Below are 17,244 nucleotides of genomic sequence, written 5' to 3' on the forward strand. Positions count from 1 at the left end.
AGCACAAATAAATCAATTGTTTACTGCATGCTTTAGCATGCTGGTAAAAGTGCAGAATTTTTTAGTTATATATATTATCTAGAAATTTTGCACTTTTACGTTCAAGCAGGAATTAGAATAAATGAACGTCATCGCGCAATCTCAATCTACAGAACACACTCTACTTCAAACCTCAAAAGCTAAGTCGGTTTTCATTATGCTCGACCCGTGCCTTCAGCATCGCTCGAATGATCATCGAGTCGTTGCTCTACGCAACGACAGAAGCAATGCGATGGATGTCGTCAGATATTATCTAGATGCTGGCTATACGATTACATTAGTCGCCGATTCAAAGCTGTTCCCGACTCAAACGGCTAGATTAATGAAAAGCAACTACTGTGGAAGTCGTGTTCCAATGTTAGATAGCGCGACAGGGATTTACTACAGCTTAGAGAACTTTAGAAGCACTGTGACTTATCTAACCCTTTGCAACTCTCTATCACCGTGCAAAGAGACATCGCAGTGGCTTTCCAGACAATTGATTCGTACTGTTCCGCTTACAAACAGCACAACCGAGGCATGTGTTAACACCTTTCTGTCAGATTTACAGGGCGTTCAGAGTATTGAGTTATTGAGAGCTGCACTTGATGAGCAACTCGAACAGAATCGCAATAGAGTGAGAAAATTTATGTCTCCAACTCTTCAAACTAAGACCATCACCGTTGATTCATTGCGTTCTCCGCTGTGCTCACAGCTTATCAACGACAGCAAAACTCTTGCAGTAAGAGCGGCAACAGGTACAGGGAAGACTAAGCATCTATTTGGTCCATTAGCGAAAGCGGCTCGTAGCAAAAGCAAGAAGATCGTTTACCTGTCTTATCTGACCGCCCTAGTCGAACAATACTGTAATGACAATTTCGCAGTCAGCTACAACCAAGATTTGTGCGAACTAGAACAAGCGGATGCAATGGGGGTTGTTGTAAACAGTATTTGGAAATCTCATATTCGCTCTGTGCTTAATCAGGCGGATATCCTTATCATTGATGAGTTCGAAAAAGTACTGACGACTGTCGTATGTTCTGAACCAAGTAAACAGTTACCAAAGCAACAAGTTTTTGAAAGCTTGTCAGAAGCCATTCGTAATGTCCCACAATTGATTGTGGGTGATGCTGATCTTTCAGATATTAGCTTGAGTTACATCAAAGAGTTAAGAAGCGAAGTGACACTATTGGATTGTAAAGAAAATCCGTACTCTTCAATCAAAGCTGTGATCACAGATAAAAACCAGTACCTCTCCAACGTTTATCTCAAAGAGCGTCTCATTGAGGAAGATAAAGTGTTCCTGTTTGATTCTCTCGTCACACTTCGTCAGGTTACCCAATCACTAGGCTATAAAGATACTAATAAGCTAGATAGTGAAGAAGAAGCACTAAAAGACGGTGTCTTAATTATCCACGCTCACAATAAAGACATGCCTGCTCAAAAAGCCTTTTTGGAGAATCCAAACGAAGAGATTAATAAGTATAACGCAATCATGGCATCTCCTTGCTTAAGTTCAGGATTCTCAATTACTACGCACTTTACTAACAAAGTTGTGGTTTTCTGCGATAAGACGTTGACACCCTTAGAACTGATTAATTTTGCACGTCGATTTCGTACAGCAAAACAAATTTGGTTTGCCGTTGATGCATACAAAGATTTCATTACGCCACATGCCAAAGAGACGACGTACAAACCAACAGTCCATGTCCAACCAACTGACAAGTTGAACATTGCATTCAACAACGTTAAAAAGCGCTTCTTCGCTCCTTTAGCCTTGCATTTACATTTAACGTTGGAAGAACTCGGTTTTATGACTACATCGGCCCCATCCTCTTTTACAGCACAACTGTTTGCTCAAAAGAGTGCTACTCTGGCAGCCAAAGCGTACAAAGAGTTAGAAGTGCAAGCGATTGTATCCTCACCTGATTTAACTCAAGAGCAAGCTTCCTGGTTATGGGCTAAAGACAGAAGGACATCTTCTGATAGCGCTTCTTTAACTAAGTTTCAGATCAAACGGGATTACGGAGTGAAAAAAGTTACAGAAGATGACGTTAACTTCCACTTCAAGTTCTTAGCTAATCGAAGTGTGTTTGATTCATTCCCGTTCGTGAATCGCACTAGTGACAAAGTGGAAATCGAAGACAAGCACCATTGTGCCGCGATGTTCATCTATGACAATATTTTGAGAAAGTATGGCTTTTCTGTCGAACGCGACGCTTTTTGGATTCACAAAGACGATGTTCGCCAGATTGTAAAAGCCTGCTATTTGAAGCAAGAGGTATTAAACTGGGCTTTTAAAGATGGCTTACACATTAGCAAGCCTCTTCATCAAGAGGCAAAACCAAACAAGGCGACGTCATACCTGAAAAGACTCTTAAACTCATTAGGCTTCGAAGTTGGGACATTCCGCAGCAGTAGCAAGAAAGCAAAAGTAGAAATGCATAAAAACGCTCGTAATTATGCTTACTATACAGCCCCATCTGAAACTACCAAGTCCGCAGCTTAACAACCAACACTGCCCTGCTACCACGACACTCAGAAGGTAGCAGGGAATATCCCCTATCAAATCATAATCTTACTTAATTCGAATGAGAGCCTCCCACTCACAATCATTATTCATACACAAAAAATCGTAATTTAATTAGTATTTATTAGTTGACTGTTAGCAATGTGATGTCTAATATACTTTTAACACATAAATACTAAACGATTTACGATTCAAGGAGGTGGTATGTTATCCAAGCAATGTGCAGCTATGTTTGCAGGCGCTCCCAACTCTTTCTTCAACAAAGAGGTATCAGGAACACGTGAAACGTATAAAGCACTCCGCGCATCAGATCTTAGCTCGGATGGCTATATAGCGACTGAAGGGTTACAAGATATCGAAATCAAGGAAGGGAAGCAGATAGGTAAATTCCTGCTCAAAGCAGGGGATGTCGTCTTGTTAGCTCGTGGTCAGTCAATGCGTTGTTGTATTGTCGATGAAGACGCAGCGAAACTAAACCTTGTGGTTACTGCAAATTTCATAGTCTTGCGCCTAAAGGAAGAGCATTCTGGTGAGTTTTTGGTTACTTACTTTAACTCTCCTATCGGAAAGCAAACTTTAAATAGTCCGAGCATTTCCTCTTCAACTAATGCGGTCAAGAGTATTTCATTAGGCTCGTTAAAGAAGCTGGAACTACCTTTCCCATCGATCGTTAAACAGCATCAAATCTCTACTTTGTTTCATTCGCATGTAAAGGCGAAAAGAGCTGCAATGTCTTTAATTGAGGAACAAGAGAAAGCCGTACAGGCGAAGGTTCTTAATTGGATGTGGGAGGAATAACGTAATGGTTAACTATAAGAAATCACTATGGAAAATGTTAGACCACTGCCGAGGTTCTGTAGAGGTACGTGATGGTTTAGATGTCATTGCGACTATTGCCGCTGGTGCATCCTTAGCACCTGATCAATTCGATAAAATTAAAGATATGGGAGCCAGTACACTGGTTCCTGAAATTAAAAAAATGGTTGATGGGGTGCTCTCGCATACCTTTGAACCAAGCATCTCTTTATCGAGGCTACCTGATCAAATTGTTGTTGATATTGTTTACACGCTATCTGAATTAGAAGACTTAAAACCGTTGGCATCGGCTATCCGAGAGGAGTTGACTGAGAACGTGGGTAAAGCATCAGGAGAGTTTGGCAGCTCTCGCTATACAGAGGCATTGTTGCCAGCACTAATTGGCGATGTTCACGATAAGAGCCTACTAGATGCAGCTTGTGGCCTAGCACGTATGACTTCATTGATTGAAACAAAACATAGTTTTCTTCAAGAGTACGTGGCTTCTACTGCCAGCCTTGCTCAACGCCTCTTGATCATCGAAAACAAGAATGCAGAGCTTTCCATTGGTAACAGCTTACTTGAGCTAAACCATCCCAAACAAAAGTATGACCTTGTTGTTATGGAGCCACCACTTGGCTTGCGGTTAGATAGTGAAATTAGAGAGCAGATAGCAACACTTCCATATGTTCTTGACTTGAATAAAGCACTGCCAACGTCTGCGGGAGATGCATTATGGATTCAGTTTGCTTTGTATCATTTAGAGAGCAAAGGAAAAGCTTATCTAGTGCTGCCTCAGGGCTGTCTGTTTAGAGGTGGATATGACGCTGAAGTACGTGAGTATCTCCTTGATAACGAGTTGGTAGACAAAGTCGTAGCTTTACCATCTGGTTCCCTAAACCATACCAGCATAGAGCCAGTGTTACTGATCTTAGATAAATCTAAAGAAAAAGGCTCACCTATTCGTTTTGTTGATTTGAGAGATATCGGCAATAGAAATAGAACAACAGTCACCTTAAATGCAGAGGATCTTAAGTTAGCTCGAAGCCTTGTGAATGGTTCCGAAGATAGTCCTAATGCAAGAAATGTAACGGTTCGAGAAATCAGACAACTTGAGCATGACAACTCAGGCAATAACCTAAATGTAGCCCATTACCTGTCTGCTGAGGAAGAGCTTGTATTGCCTTCCGTTGAAGTTCAGATGATGGCGCTTCAGCAATCAAAACAACAATTCGAAGAGACTCAAGAGGAGTTATTCGCACTACTAAACCAATAACGTAAGGGGGTACTAAATGTTAAAAATCACTGTATCTATTGAGACACAACTACCAAAAGCAGAGTTTTATACATTAGCAAGAAACAAACATTATCGTATAAAAACAGCGAATCAATCCTTTGAGTGGCTCCCTGTTCCAGAAAAGCTTTTTTCTGATTTTCAGCACCAGTTTGAGAATGTAGGAACACGAGAAAAGCAAAGCAGGAGGAAAAAAGCTCTGAGTGCAATCGTACAAGCGGCTTACCTATGCGCTATGGGTGTACGTCCTCTTCAAGCAACAGAAGAGCTGTACTTGTGTCATAACAACGTGATGATGACGTTCAAAGTAACCCCTGAAGTTAAGTCAATGTTTTTCCATTGGTTTAAGGATGTAAGGCAAGATAAGAATGCAAAGTCGCGCTGGTATATCTTGAACGCTTTGGTTTACTACGCATGGCTTGCAGCGAAACACCCTTAGTTTGACTCTTTATGACAGTAAGCAGCTTAAGCAAGGCTGCTTACTGTATAATACCGACAATCATCTATGACCTCCGCAGCGCGGAGAAGTGAACGACAGAATACTATGACAACCGAAACAGTAGAAAAAATCAGCCTTGAAGAGCTAAAAACATGGCTTTGGGGCAGCGCAAACATCATGCGTGGCACCGTAGATAGCTCAGACTTCAAAAACTATATCTTTGGTCTCCTGTTCTTAAAACGTCTTTCAGACGTTTTTGACGAGCGTGTAGAAGCCGTGATGGAAGAGGAAGGTTGCAGCGCTGAAGAAGCAATGGCGCTCATTCAGGAAGATAACCCAGAGCAATTCGTTCCTGTGTATGCACGTTGGAACAAGCTGATCGAAAGAACGGAAAATATTGGTGAGTACATCGATGAAGCCTTTGCTGAAATCGAACATCAAAATCCATCACTAGAAAAAGTGCTTACCGCCATTCAGTTCGGTGATAAAGAGAAGCTCAGCAATGAGCTACTGACTCGCCTGCTCCGCCACTTTAACCAACACAAGCTGGGCAATAAAAACCTCTACAAAGCCGACCTACTTGGTGATGCATACGAGTATTTGATTGGTAAATTTGCTGATGATGCAGGCAAGAAAGGTGGCGAGTTCTACACCCCTCACGAAGTGGTAGAGCTTATTGTTAAGCTGATTGACCCACAACCAGGTCATGAAATTTACGATTTGACCTGTGGGTGTGGCGGTATGTTGGTTGAGTCCGCTCGTCACATCAAAGAGAACTACGAGAATGGCACCATCATGGGTAAACCTAACTGTAAACTTTACGGTCAGGAGAAGAACCTAGGAACATGGGCAATTGCCAAACTCAACATGTTCTTGCACAACCTAGATGGTGACATTAAGCGCGGCGATACACTGGTAAATCCATTACATAAAGATGGCGAAGGCCTTCAAACGTTCGACCGTGTGATTGCCAACCCTCCATTTTCAATCAAAAACTGGTGGGAACCGTTGGAATTGAATGGCGGCAAGATAGTTGGCGATAACGGCAAAGAGAGAAATGTTAAATACAGCACTGACCTTAAAGATCCTTATGGTCGATTTGGCCTTGGCGTTGCACCAAGGACTAAAGCAGATCTAGCCTTTGTTCAACATATGGTTGCCTCAACGAAAGATGATGGTCGCATCGGCGTTGTTGTCCCTCACGGTGTACTTTTCCGTGAAGGTGATGAGGGTAAAATTCGTAAAGGTATGCTTATCGGCAACGATGAATTTAAAGGCGACTTGATCGAAGGTGTCGTTGGTTTGCCGCCAGCACTTTTCTTCAACACTGGCATCGCGGCTGCGGTATTGATAATCAATAAAGACAAACCTGCCGCACTGAAGAATAAGGTTATTTTCGTTGATGCTTCCGCCGAGTTTGGCGAAGGTAAAGCGATGAACTTCCTTCGCGAAGGCGATATCAAGCGCATCACGACCGAGTACAGCAAAGCGAAACAAACTTTAGTTGATGCAGGAGAGCAAACGGAAGATAAACTTTCTAAGTTGCTGGACTCTGTCTCGGTTGATAAATATCTACGCGTTGTCGATATTGCAGAAATAAAACAGAATGACTTTAATCTCAACATCAGTCGATATGTAGATACTTCAGAACCCGAAGAAATTGTAGATATACAAGATGTACTGAACAATCTTACAAATATTGATTCGAAACTAGCTGAGGTTGATCAATCTTTATCTAAACAATTGTCATCCATCATTAAACAGGGTTAATTATGCTTGGTAATAAGATTAATAACATTCCTGATGGATGGAAAGTTGAGCACATCGAAGACTTTGCATCGATAAAAACAGGCACTGGAGATACTCAAGACCGAGAAGATGGTGGTAAATATCCCTTTTTTGTACGCTCAAACACTATTGAAAGAGTAAACAAATATACGTTTGATGGAGAGGGAGTTTTGACATCAGGTGATGGTGTAGGAGTTGGTAAGATTTATCACTATGTGAATGGGAAATTTCACTACCATCAACGTGTCTATAACATCCATAACTTTAAACCTCACGTTTTAGGAAGGTATTTCTACCAGTTTTTTCGCTATCGCTTTTTTCAGCGTGTATCACGAATGAGTGCAAAAGGTTCTGTAGATTCGGTACGAATGGAAATGATTGCGAAGATGAGTATTCTTATCCCTACAATCGAAGAACAACAGAAAATTGCAGATATCCTTTCGACAGTTGATAAAAAAATCGACCTTATCGATCAAAAGATAGCAGAAACCGAAAAGCTAAAAACAAGCTTAATGCAAAAGTTGTTTTCAGAAGGTGTTGGGGTTCAGGACGAAAATGGGAACTGGCAACCACATACTGAGTTTTCCTCTGACCTTGTGCCTAGTTCATGGGAAGTTGGAGAGGTCATCGACTTCTTAGAGCTTCAAAGAGGACATGATTTACCAGTTCAGAGTCGCATGGGCGGTAGTGTTCCCATTATTGGTTCGAACGGTATTGCAGGTTATCACTCTCAAGCAGTAGTAGAAGAGCCTGGTGTTATTACAGGAAGATCTGGGACTCTAGGGAAAGTTTATTTTTCTGAAGGTAGTTTCTGGCCATTAAATACTTCTCTTTATATTAAAGACTTCAAAGGCAACAGTAAAAAATATTGCTTCTACTTTCTAGAAAACTTAAACCTCAAAAGGTTTGGAACAGGAACGGGCGTCCCAACTCTTAATAGAAATATTGTTCATAGGCAAAAAGCAGCTTTTCCACCTTTAATAGAACAAGAAAAAATCACTGAAATTTTGGATGCAGTCTCACTGAAAAAACAAATACTCGAACAACAAAAAGCTGAAACCCAGCAACTAAAAAAAGGCTTGATGCAGAAGCTACTTACTGGTGAATGGCGAGTTCCTGTTGAGGAAACTGAAGCCGCTTAGCGATTGCTTCATGATGCCTTCAAGCGAAGGCATCTAAAAAGCAAAAAACGTAATTTAAATGAACAATAAAAAATGAATAACAATAAATAAAGGAACAAGGTATGTCAGGTCAGGCTGAATCATCGAATCCAGAACTCGTCGGGGTAGAACGCCCAGCGATTGAATGGTTAAAAACTCTTGGTTACCAGCACATTAAAGGTCGAGATGTAGAGCAAACACACAAGACCGAGCCTGTTATTCTGGAATCTGTGCTAACTGACAGGTTACACGCCCTTAACCCTTGGCTGGCCGAAGTTCCGAACGGTGCAAACAAAGCGATCAAACAGCTCAGAGACATATGGTTTGAGCATAACAGCGACTTAATGCTGGCAAACCATGCATTCTGGAAGAATGTTCTGTTTCAATCGAACCTGCAACAAAAAGACAAATATGGTCAACCTCGTAGCATCCGCTTCATTAACCAAACGGGTGCCGAGGGTAACTTATTCCATGTGGTTGATCAGTACGTTGGCAAAAATGCTAACGATGAACTTTTTAAACCCGATTTACTTTTATTCATTAATGGCTTACCCCTTGGCTTGATTGAGTGTAAAAACAGCTCAATTAAGCTCAGCAAAGGCATTGCACAAATTGATGGCTACCAAGGCACTTTTACTCAACACTTTGCCTTTAATATGGTTTGTGCTGCCATTAATCGTAGCCAAGCCAAGTATGGCGCTATCTATGCGTCAGAACAGTTCTATCTGACTTACAAATTTGATCCGAAAAAGCCTGACGAGAACATTGTTCTTACCGAATTAGAAAATCAATTAGGAAAGAAACCTACAGAGCAAGATAAGCTACTGTGGGCATTGTTCGAGCCTTCCCGCTTCGTGCGCTTAGTCTGTTTCTACCCTATGTATGAAATAGAAAAAGGCGTCATGATCAAGAAGCTTCCACGTTACCAGCAGTGGCGTGCCGTAGAGAAGACGCTGCTCCGTTTACAGGGTAAAGACCCACAACTATTAGGCCAAGAACTTGGCGGCGTGGTTTGGCATACGCAAGGGAGTGGTAAATCACTGACGATGGCACTACTTGCCCGTTTAATGCGAGCCGAAATTTCTGGTTTCAATAACCCAAGTATTTTGATTCTTACCGATCGCACTGACCTTGACCGTCAGATCCACAATACCTTTACTAATGTCGGCCTTGAATCGATTAAAGCAGATTCCGTCGCTGGGCTAGAAGCCATGCTCAGCAATGACTACGGCACGATTTTCACTTCGACCGTTCAAAAGTTTCAAGAAAGCGATGGTAAGCAGATACAGGCCGCAAAAGAGTCTGAAGATGAGGATTCCATTGCAGACTCTAAAAGTCGTGTCAGACGCGTTTTGAGGAAGGATGACTCTGGGCAAGAACAATGCTGGATTTTAAAGGAGAACAATGTTCTTCACGGCCAAAGTGATGCCAATGGCAACCCTAAAAAAGCCAAATGGGAACTCGTGAGTGAAGAGAAAGTTGATTTTCGAGTTCTGAGTACCAAGCCAAACTTCTTCGTGATGGTTGATGAAGCTCACCGAAGTCAGTATGGATTCCTTGCTGCATTCATGCGTGCTTCTTTACCTAATGCGAAGTTCATAGCTTTTACTGGCACCCCGCTTTTTAAAGACGATAAAGAAACCTTGGGTACATTCGGCGGTAAAGAGTACATCGATACTTACCGCCTCGACGAGGCGGTTGCAGATGGCGCGACACTGCCTATTAAATATCTTGAAGGTATGGCGCAATGGGGTAGCGACGGAAAGCTAAAACAAGCTTTTGAGGATGAATTTGGTAATGAACCTTTAGCCCGTAAGAAAAAGCTAAAGCAAGAGTTACTCAAAAAACGTCGTGGTGCTATCGGGCGTATTGAGGAGAATGCTCGCCATCTCGTCGAACATTTTCTATCAAGTGTGAAGCCTCGCGGCTTTAAAGCCATGCTGGTATGTGACGGGCGTGATATGGCTGTTCGCTATAAAGACGTACTAAACCAAATCATGCAGGAACGTCAAAACAAAGGTCTGCCGACCTTTGAAAGCCGAGTGATTATCTCTCTCGGTAGTATGACAGATAAGCGCACAGGTATAAGTGAACAACAAGCTCACTATGCATCAGGCTCAACCTCAAAACTTGAAACTATCGAAGAGCGTATCAAGCGGGAACTCCAACAAGGCCAAACACCGATAGCCGTACCGTCTGAAAAGATCCCAAGCTTGGTGAATGATGAATTTAAGCTGCCTTATGGTGATGAATCCGCTAATACCAAAGAAGAAACCAAGTTTAACAACATTGGGTTAATCATCGTTTCGGACATGCTGTTAACTGGTTGGGATGCGCCTATTGTCAGCACTTTATATTTGGATAAACCGCTCAAAGAACATACTTTGCTTCAGGCTATTGCTCGTGTAAACCGAACTCGAAAAGGCAAGAAAGCGGGTTATATTGTCGATTACTTCGGGGTGGTTGAGTACCTAGATGAAGCGCTGAAAGTTTATGGGGGTGACGTACAACCCGATCAAGTATGGACGGACGTCGAAGCGGAGTTACCACGTCTTCAATCAGCTTTGACAAAAGTGTTAGACATTCTTCCGAAAAAGCACAATCCCGTGAAGCAACCAGAACCTTACAAAGAGGATGCCGATCTCTACCTAGACCCAGATACTCGCCTAGATATTGTTGAAGACTTCCTCGTTGCTCTCGCTGGATTCAATAGCCGCTTAGATATCGTGTTACCCGACGAACGCGCATCTAAATATCAGCCTTACTTCAAAGTGCTGAATGAGATAAAACTCCAACTGCGCAACAAAATGCCTGAGAGTGCTGATACGGTTCGCATCACCGCATCTGAATCTGAGCTGCTTAAAAACATGCTCGACGAGCATATAGAAGCGAGTGAAGTTAAGAGCTTGTTAGGCCGTGAAGTTTCAATACTGGATGCTGCGGATATGGATCTACTCCGCAAACAAAAAAGTGCAGGGAGTGCAGCATTAGTCATGAAGAACAAACTCAAGCACACCATTAAGACGGGTAAAGGTAAAGATCCTGCCTTCTTTGGTGACTTGGAAGAAGAGCTAGAAAAGCTTATCCAAGATGAACGTGAAGGACGTATTGAACAAGCACTATTCCTAGAACAGCTAGAGCTTTTTGCTCAGCGTATACGTGATAAAGATGCGAAACCATCTGAAATGGGCTTGGGTACAGCAACAGAGCGAGCCGTGTTCAACTATCTGGAAAAACAGGTAGAGGAAGCTGAAGCTCTAGCATGGACTAAAGGCATCTTTAGCCACCCTGATATCGCTGAAGTCATGTTGTCACCGATATGGAAAAAGCAGACTGATATTCATAATGAGATCAAAAAAACAATCAGAACGATTTTACGTGGTCTTGGAGGCTGGGATATGACAGTAGCACGTCAGCACTCTGCTGAAATTTTCAGTATTATGCTGAACAACTGATCCTTTGCTTCATCAATGACGAAAGAAACACATGCCAATTTTTCAATACGGTACAACTGAAATCGAGTGGGAATTTAAGCTCGACTCAAAACTCAGTCACCACTACGTTACTGTAGAACGAGGTAAGACTGTTCTTCTCAGAGGCCCAAGTGTCTCTGAGGATGAGCAACGTGAGCTGATTCGTTACAGAGCAAGATGGATTAAAGAGCGCTTAGCGGAAGTCAATCAACCGTTAAAAGAAGAAATAGTCACAGGTAGCCGAGCGCCTTATCGTGGCCGTTCTTTCTATTGTGAAGTGATCCCAGCGCCAGAGTTATCGACGGTAGAAGTAAAGTTTAACCAAAGCCGTTTTAAAGTTCTTTCTCCCGAAGGCCACTTCGTCAGCCGTGAGCGATTCAAACCAGCGTTGGAGCGTTTCTACAAACAGAAAGCCCTAGAGAAAGTTGCTTCTCGCTTACGCTATTGGCAGCAGGAAACGGGTATGCAAGCCACAACTTTCCACATAAGAAAGTTTGATGCACGTTGGGCTAACTGCACCGAGAACAATGTTCTGGAGTTCCACCCTCGTTGCATGGAGTTTTCCAATAAGGTGATGGATTACATAATCCTTCATGAGCTATGTCATACCGTAGAAAAAAGCCATAGCAAAAACTTTTGGAAACTAGTCGCCAAGTATTGTCCTGACTGGAAAGAGCTGCATGAAGAGGTAGAGCGTTCAGGGATGGGGATCTAGCGGAGTCTACTGCACTTTAAAAATGTCAGGAGGCACTGCCCATTGATCTCAATCTTTCACTCGCCCTCTACTCACGACTTTTTATTCGCTAATTTAATTGAATAACTTTCATCTTTTAGGAACCTAGCGAGAACAATGTTCTCGCAGTATCAAACTTAGGTGTTCAAATAGGTTTATGATACATACACACCAATTAAAACCACTCAACTAACAAATTTTAATTCAATATAGTTTTTAATGTTTTTCATTATACATAAAAAACTTTTTAGTCAAGTTGAAAAAACTCTTGATTAAGAAAAAACAATCTAATATATTAAATCCCGTAGCAAGAAGCAGAGCTTCTATCTAGAAAGTGGCTTAAAGATATATTTAAACTAATATTACTTCAACTTTAACAGTAAAAGTAATTCCTTCCACCTCACTGGTGGCTTAAAGAAAAATTAGTTTTAATACAAGTAAATGTATCACTATTTTATCCGCTAATAGATGGTTACACTTCCGCGCCAACTGGCGGTTAAGCGTTGGATAAAAAGGTCGAGTTTATCTCGGCCTTTTTATTATTAATTGTAATACTGTTCTCAGGTTCTTTAATTAATTCTATTTTTAGAAGATTATCTCTTGAGTTTTAATGATTAACTCTGGAAGCCTAGTTTATTAAAAGGAAGATTCTCCTACTTATCATTCGGAACATTGTTCTTCTACACAGTTTTTATTGATTATTCAAATAACCAATCTTTACTATTTTAAGATTGCGATAAGAACATTGTTCCAAGTAAATATCATCTCACTGTCGAGATGGTTATTAACATCATATCAAAACAGGGGTTACTTAAAAGCTAACCTGAGATAAGGCAATACATACCCTTTGAGCTTAGACTCTATCTGTTCCACTGTTTTTAGTTGATCTGGGAGAACATTGTTCATTGGAGTTTCAACATCTATAACAGTGACCAATCCACTCGCTCGTGACACCGTTTTTTTCGTTACTACTACCACTGCTTCGGCTTCACTTTTAACGGTATCGAGTGCGCTTAATAGAGCGTCACATTGAGATATTTGCGGTGTGTAACGAATCAGAAATCGTGTAGGGTTTATTGGGCTTACGAACACTTCCCGAGCAAGTTCTGCTGTTTCGTGGTAAAAGTATCGTTCTACTACATCTCCAATTGCTACCTTCCAACCTTGTTGAATTGCCGCAGTTGTTGTCAGCATCCAAAATTTAGAGAAATTCTCTCTTTGTGCTCTAGGCGCATTGCGTGTCAGATCACCAATCACTGGGTGAGCAGGAACAAATCCCATGCTCTTAAAACCACCTCGTAATTCTTTGGCGATTGGATTGGAGTCTTCGCATAACAAAGGGTAAATATCACGCCACAAATAATGAGGCTTTTCTATCGGCGATAGATACTTAGGATGGCTCATAACTTGGTATGAAGGCGGAAGTAACTCAGAGCGAATATAAATCACATGATCCACTGGCAGTTGCAGATATCGCTCCAATTGAAAGAGGTTGCCACTCTCAACATTACCGATCGTTTCGGCAGCATCGAGTTTATTTTCACAAAGAACAATTGAACCATCACTTAATATCAGACGCATGTCTGGTCGGCATCCTGGATAGATAACTTGTGTCTCGACCTTGCTGATCAACCTGCTATCTTGGTCTCCGAATATCAACCTAACAAATGCTCGATTGAAACGTTCTGAAGACCTTAACGCAGCAGCGAAGAATTCAGTTAAGTGATCCTCTTTTGCTACCGTTAGTTTTTGAGTATTGATGAATAAGCCCACAAGCATCCCTTTCTGTCAGCGCAGTTTCCTAGCAAAAAGGTTATCCGATTTTCCAGTCAGAACAATGTTCTTGTATCAAATATCAGCGTGATATCTTAGTAGCCTTGCTCTAAGCAAGAACAAGGTTCTTGCAATATCGTTAACCTCTTAACGAGTGATTACGTCTGGCAGAACTCAACTCAACCTAACAGTATCATGGAACATTGTTCTCATTGAACTCTTTCAGTTAGCCGCTTGTTCCAATGCCGCTTGACCGTCGGAATGGAGATACCAAGAGCATTTGCTGTTTTGGATTGACTCAGTCCTCTTACCCTACACTCTTGAACTTTTTGAGTTGTACTGATAGCTTCTGGTCGGCCAATCCGCTTACCCTCAGATTTAGCCCTAGCCTGCCCTTCCAACGTCCGTTCCCGAATACGGTTTCGCTCAAACTCAGCAAATGCTGAGAACATTTGTAGCATCAATCGTCCCTCTGCTGAGCTTAGATCAGCGGTAGGCAGATCAAGAGATATTGGCGTAACACCTTTTTCTAACAGCATACTGATCGTATGCTGAACATCGATGTTATCTCTTCCAAGTCGATCAAGCTTGAGTACCACCAGTTTGTCCCCTGGTTCAAGTTTATGCTCAATCAACATTTTGAACTCACGTCGTTCAGTTGCAGGCACACTACCAGAAACTGTTTCATGTACAATTCGGTGTTCTTGAATATCGTAGCCAGCATTCCGAATTGCTAAAATCTGATTTGACACTGTTTGCTCGCTAGTCGATACACGACAATAAGCAAATGTCCGTCCTATACTATCCACTACTTACTCCTTTTGGCATCACAATTGGTATCATCAATCGGTTAGGTGTCATAAAAATCCGATCCCTACTTTATGAGACCGCAAACACTTCATTCCCGTCTGGTGTCAGAAAACGGATGCTTGTTGATACTACAGATATGTTTACATCTCGCTAAAGTTGACTACTTAAGTCGATAATTTTGACAAAGTAACTTTGCCTTAAGAAAACCTAGAAAATAAATGAATATCCGTGAGTAACAAACATTACTCTAAATTTAATTCATCTATAATAAAAACAAAGTTACTATTAATTTTCCTTGGCAATAAAATTAACACATAAAAAATAAATTTTATTTTATTAATTTTTCATGTTATAACTATTATAACTGTTATAACTATTATAAAGTTATGAATTACTATAACGCTTGAACTTTAAAAAACGAAGTTCATCGGATAAATTCATCAAAATTTGGGGGAAATTCTTCTGCCACTACTGGCACTTTCAACGCCAGCATTGGCACATTGATTGCCAATCTTGGCAAATTCACTTGCCACCCGCTTTAATAACGGAGTTTTCAAGGCTTTCACCACTTGCCTAACATAATTCAACAGGCTTTAACGTTGTGCAAAAAAAGAACAATGTTAGAACACGTTGAATGTCTCATTTTTTCTTGACTTATAACGGTTACAACCATATAGACCAGGAACTCGACATTCTTTAATATCTTTTCTCTTCAAACGAACTTTTGGAACATTGTTCTTGTCATCTAGATTAATAGAATTTGCTCTGAGTAATGCTTCTTCATCTGAAATTTCATTGTAAACCACTTTAAGATCATTAAGCTTAGTTTTACGTTCTTCTCTTGTAGATAGATAACTAATTTCACGATTACGTTTAGAATAAACCAAAACTTGAGACATATCGACAACCCTCTTGATATATATAGACAAATTCAATGACTATTATATTTATCAAGTAATATTCTCTTTGTAAAGGACCTTTAATCACTATTTAAAAATTACATTAACATTTAATTATTAAATATTTTGTTTTTTTAATTATTAAATTAGAGATATAGTAATTAGTTAAGCTCTTAGCAAAAATGAAAAACATCTGAATCTGCTATTAGTGTTGCCTTTATCCTCCTCAAAGAACCACATATTCATCATCATAAATTCTCGGTTAGGATCCTAACCGAGAAAGAACATCGGATTCTAGCTACGATTAGTACTGCCATTTCCCCTAGCCTCATAGCAACCACGCCCATCACTACAAATTCCAAGTTAGGATCCTAACCAGGAATGAACATCGGAGTCTGGCTACGATTAGTACAGCTATTTTCCCTAGCCTCATAGCAACCACGTCCATCACTACAAATTCCAAGTTAGGATCCTAACCAAGAATGAATATCGGAATCTGGCTGCGCTTAGTACAGCTATTTCCCCTAGTCTCAAAGTAACCATATTCATCCCAAAAATTCCGAGTTAGGATCCTAACCGAGAATAGGGAACCAGCTTTTGACTATTGGTGCTGCCATTTCCTTAGCCTCATAGCAACCACATTCATCACTACAAATTCCAAGTTAGGATCCTAACTCGGAAAAACCAATCAGGGATCAGGAAGGGTATTAGCGATCACCAATTGCTATCTTCAATCATAAGTGTACAAAAATATATGTCATACTTACTTTTTATGACTACTTATGAGCATTGAAGTGAAGATTGGGGATGCATTGGATCGCCTGCATAAATTTGACAGGCGAGGTATACACGTTTACCGAAAAAGTGACCTCAGGAGATTATTTTTTGATGACTCACTTACAGCATTCCAGCAAAGTTTACCTCGTTTGGTGAAAGCTGGAGTACTAGAGCGGGTGTGCAACGGTGTTTATGTATTCTCATACAGTCTTCATAAGGGCGGTTATACTATTGAATACATTGCCAAATGCTTGCGACGAGGAGAGTACAACTACATCTCTCTAGAATCGGCGCTTTCAGAATACAGTGTCATTTCTCAAGCAATGACCGATAGAATTACTATCATGACAACGGGGCGTAAAGGGGAGTTTAGAACTCCCTACGGCGTTATCGAGTTCACACATACGAAACGTGATGATATTGACATTATCAGCAATACCTTAACTTCAGATCGGCCCCTGCGGATTGCTAGTAAAGAGACTGCCATTCGAGACTTGAAGAGGGTTGGCAGAAACACGCACTTGATTGTAACGGATCACGATTAGGCAGATGCTGGCACTCCCAAAAACCACACAACTCACTTTTGGACAAAACCTTGTCAGTACATTTACTAAATTAGTATCTCATGAATAAATACAGGTATAGGAAAGTCACTTCGAAGATGTTCAATCTCAAGGGGAGTAGATCATGGTGACATCTGTGCCAATTGAGCACAACTGATAGCTAAGTTTGGCCGTTAATCCTCCCCCGTTTAA

At 41.1% G+C, this 17,244-nt stretch carries 12 protein-coding genes; 9 read left to right on the top strand and 3 right to left on the bottom strand.

The features are described from left to right. The first annotated feature begins 121 nt into the window (after positions 1-121). The 8 genes from R7O13_RS17825 (at position 122) to R7O13_RS17860 (ending at position 12,212) form a co-directional block, all read left to right on the top strand. On the top strand, positions 122-2,527 hold the full coding sequence (locus R7O13_RS17825; protein ID WP_285339275.1) for a hypothetical protein: 2,406 nt from the start codon (positions 122-124) through the stop codon (positions 2,525-2,527). 225 nt (positions 2,528-2,752) lie between these two features. After that, complete coding sequence (locus R7O13_RS17830) at positions 2,753-3,346, top strand: restriction endonuclease subunit S (RefSeq protein ID WP_049879909.1); 594 nt, start codon at positions 2,753-2,755, stop codon at positions 3,344-3,346. A gap of 4 nt (positions 3,347-3,350) precedes the next feature. Then, entirely contained in the window at positions 3,351-4,619 is a 1,269-nt protein-coding gene (locus tag R7O13_RS17835; protein ID WP_029861035.1) for an N-6 DNA methylase, read from the top strand. A 16-nt stretch (positions 4,620-4,635) separates the two neighbouring features. Beyond that, the gene (locus tag R7O13_RS17840; protein WP_029861036.1) at positions 4,636-5,076 is read left to right on the top strand and encodes a hypothetical protein; all 441 of its coding nucleotides are present in this window, start codon (positions 4,636-4,638) and stop codon (positions 5,074-5,076) included. Between the two features lie 105 nt (positions 5,077-5,181). Continuing rightward, complete coding sequence (locus R7O13_RS17845; RefSeq protein ID WP_285339274.1) at positions 5,182-6,846, top strand: type I restriction-modification system subunit M; 1,665 nt, start codon at positions 5,182-5,184, stop codon at positions 6,844-6,846. Between the two features lie 2 nt (positions 6,847-6,848). Beyond that, positions 6,849-8,006 (top strand): restriction endonuclease subunit S, encoded by a 1,158-nt coding sequence (locus tag R7O13_RS17850; protein ID WP_285339273.1) that lies wholly within the window; start codon positions 6,849-6,851, stop codon positions 8,004-8,006. A gap of 101 nt (positions 8,007-8,107) precedes the next feature. Then, positions 8,108-11,479, top strand: a complete 3,372-nt coding sequence (locus R7O13_RS17855; RefSeq protein ID WP_285339272.1) for a type I restriction endonuclease subunit R — start codon at positions 8,108-8,110, stop codon at positions 11,477-11,479. A gap of 31 nt (positions 11,480-11,510) precedes the next feature. Further along, positions 11,511-12,212: a M48 family metallopeptidase gene (locus R7O13_RS17860; RefSeq protein ID WP_285339271.1), complete on the top strand. Its 702-nt coding sequence runs from the start codon at positions 11,511-11,513 to the stop codon at positions 12,210-12,212. Positions 12,213-13,037: 825 nt separating this feature from the next. On the opposite strand, the gene R7O13_RS17865 is transcribed toward R7O13_RS17860, so the two are convergent. The 3 genes from R7O13_RS17865 to R7O13_RS17875 all read right to left on the bottom strand — a co-directional run bounded on the left by R7O13_RS17865 (position 13,038) and on the right by R7O13_RS17875 (position 15,712). After that, complete coding sequence (locus R7O13_RS17865) at positions 13,038-14,009, bottom strand: hypothetical protein (RefSeq protein WP_248407407.1); 972 nt, start codon at positions 14,007-14,009, stop codon at positions 13,038-13,040. Positions 14,010-14,212: 203 nt separating this feature from the next. Continuing rightward, positions 14,213-14,803 carry a recombinase family protein gene (locus R7O13_RS17870; RefSeq protein ID WP_001963163.1) on the bottom strand — a complete coding sequence of 197 codons (591 nt, stop codon included), beginning with the start codon at positions 14,801-14,803 and terminating at the stop codon, positions 14,213-14,215. A gap of 630 nt (positions 14,804-15,433) precedes the next feature. After that, the gene (locus R7O13_RS17875; protein WP_318304363.1) at positions 15,434-15,712 is read right to left on the bottom strand and encodes a hypothetical protein; all 279 of its coding nucleotides are present in this window, start codon (positions 15,710-15,712) and stop codon (positions 15,434-15,436) included. Positions 15,713-16,494: 782 nt separating this feature from the next. Between R7O13_RS17875 and abiEi the strand changes: the two genes are divergently transcribed. Beyond that, complete coding sequence (gene abiEi / locus R7O13_RS17880) at positions 16,495-17,034, top strand: type IV toxin-antitoxin system AbiEi family antitoxin (protein WP_318304365.1); 540 nt, start codon at positions 16,495-16,497, stop codon at positions 17,032-17,034. The last annotated feature ends 210 nt before the right edge of the window (positions 17,035-17,244 follow it).

Source organism: Vibrio sp. Y176, assembly GCF_033438945.1.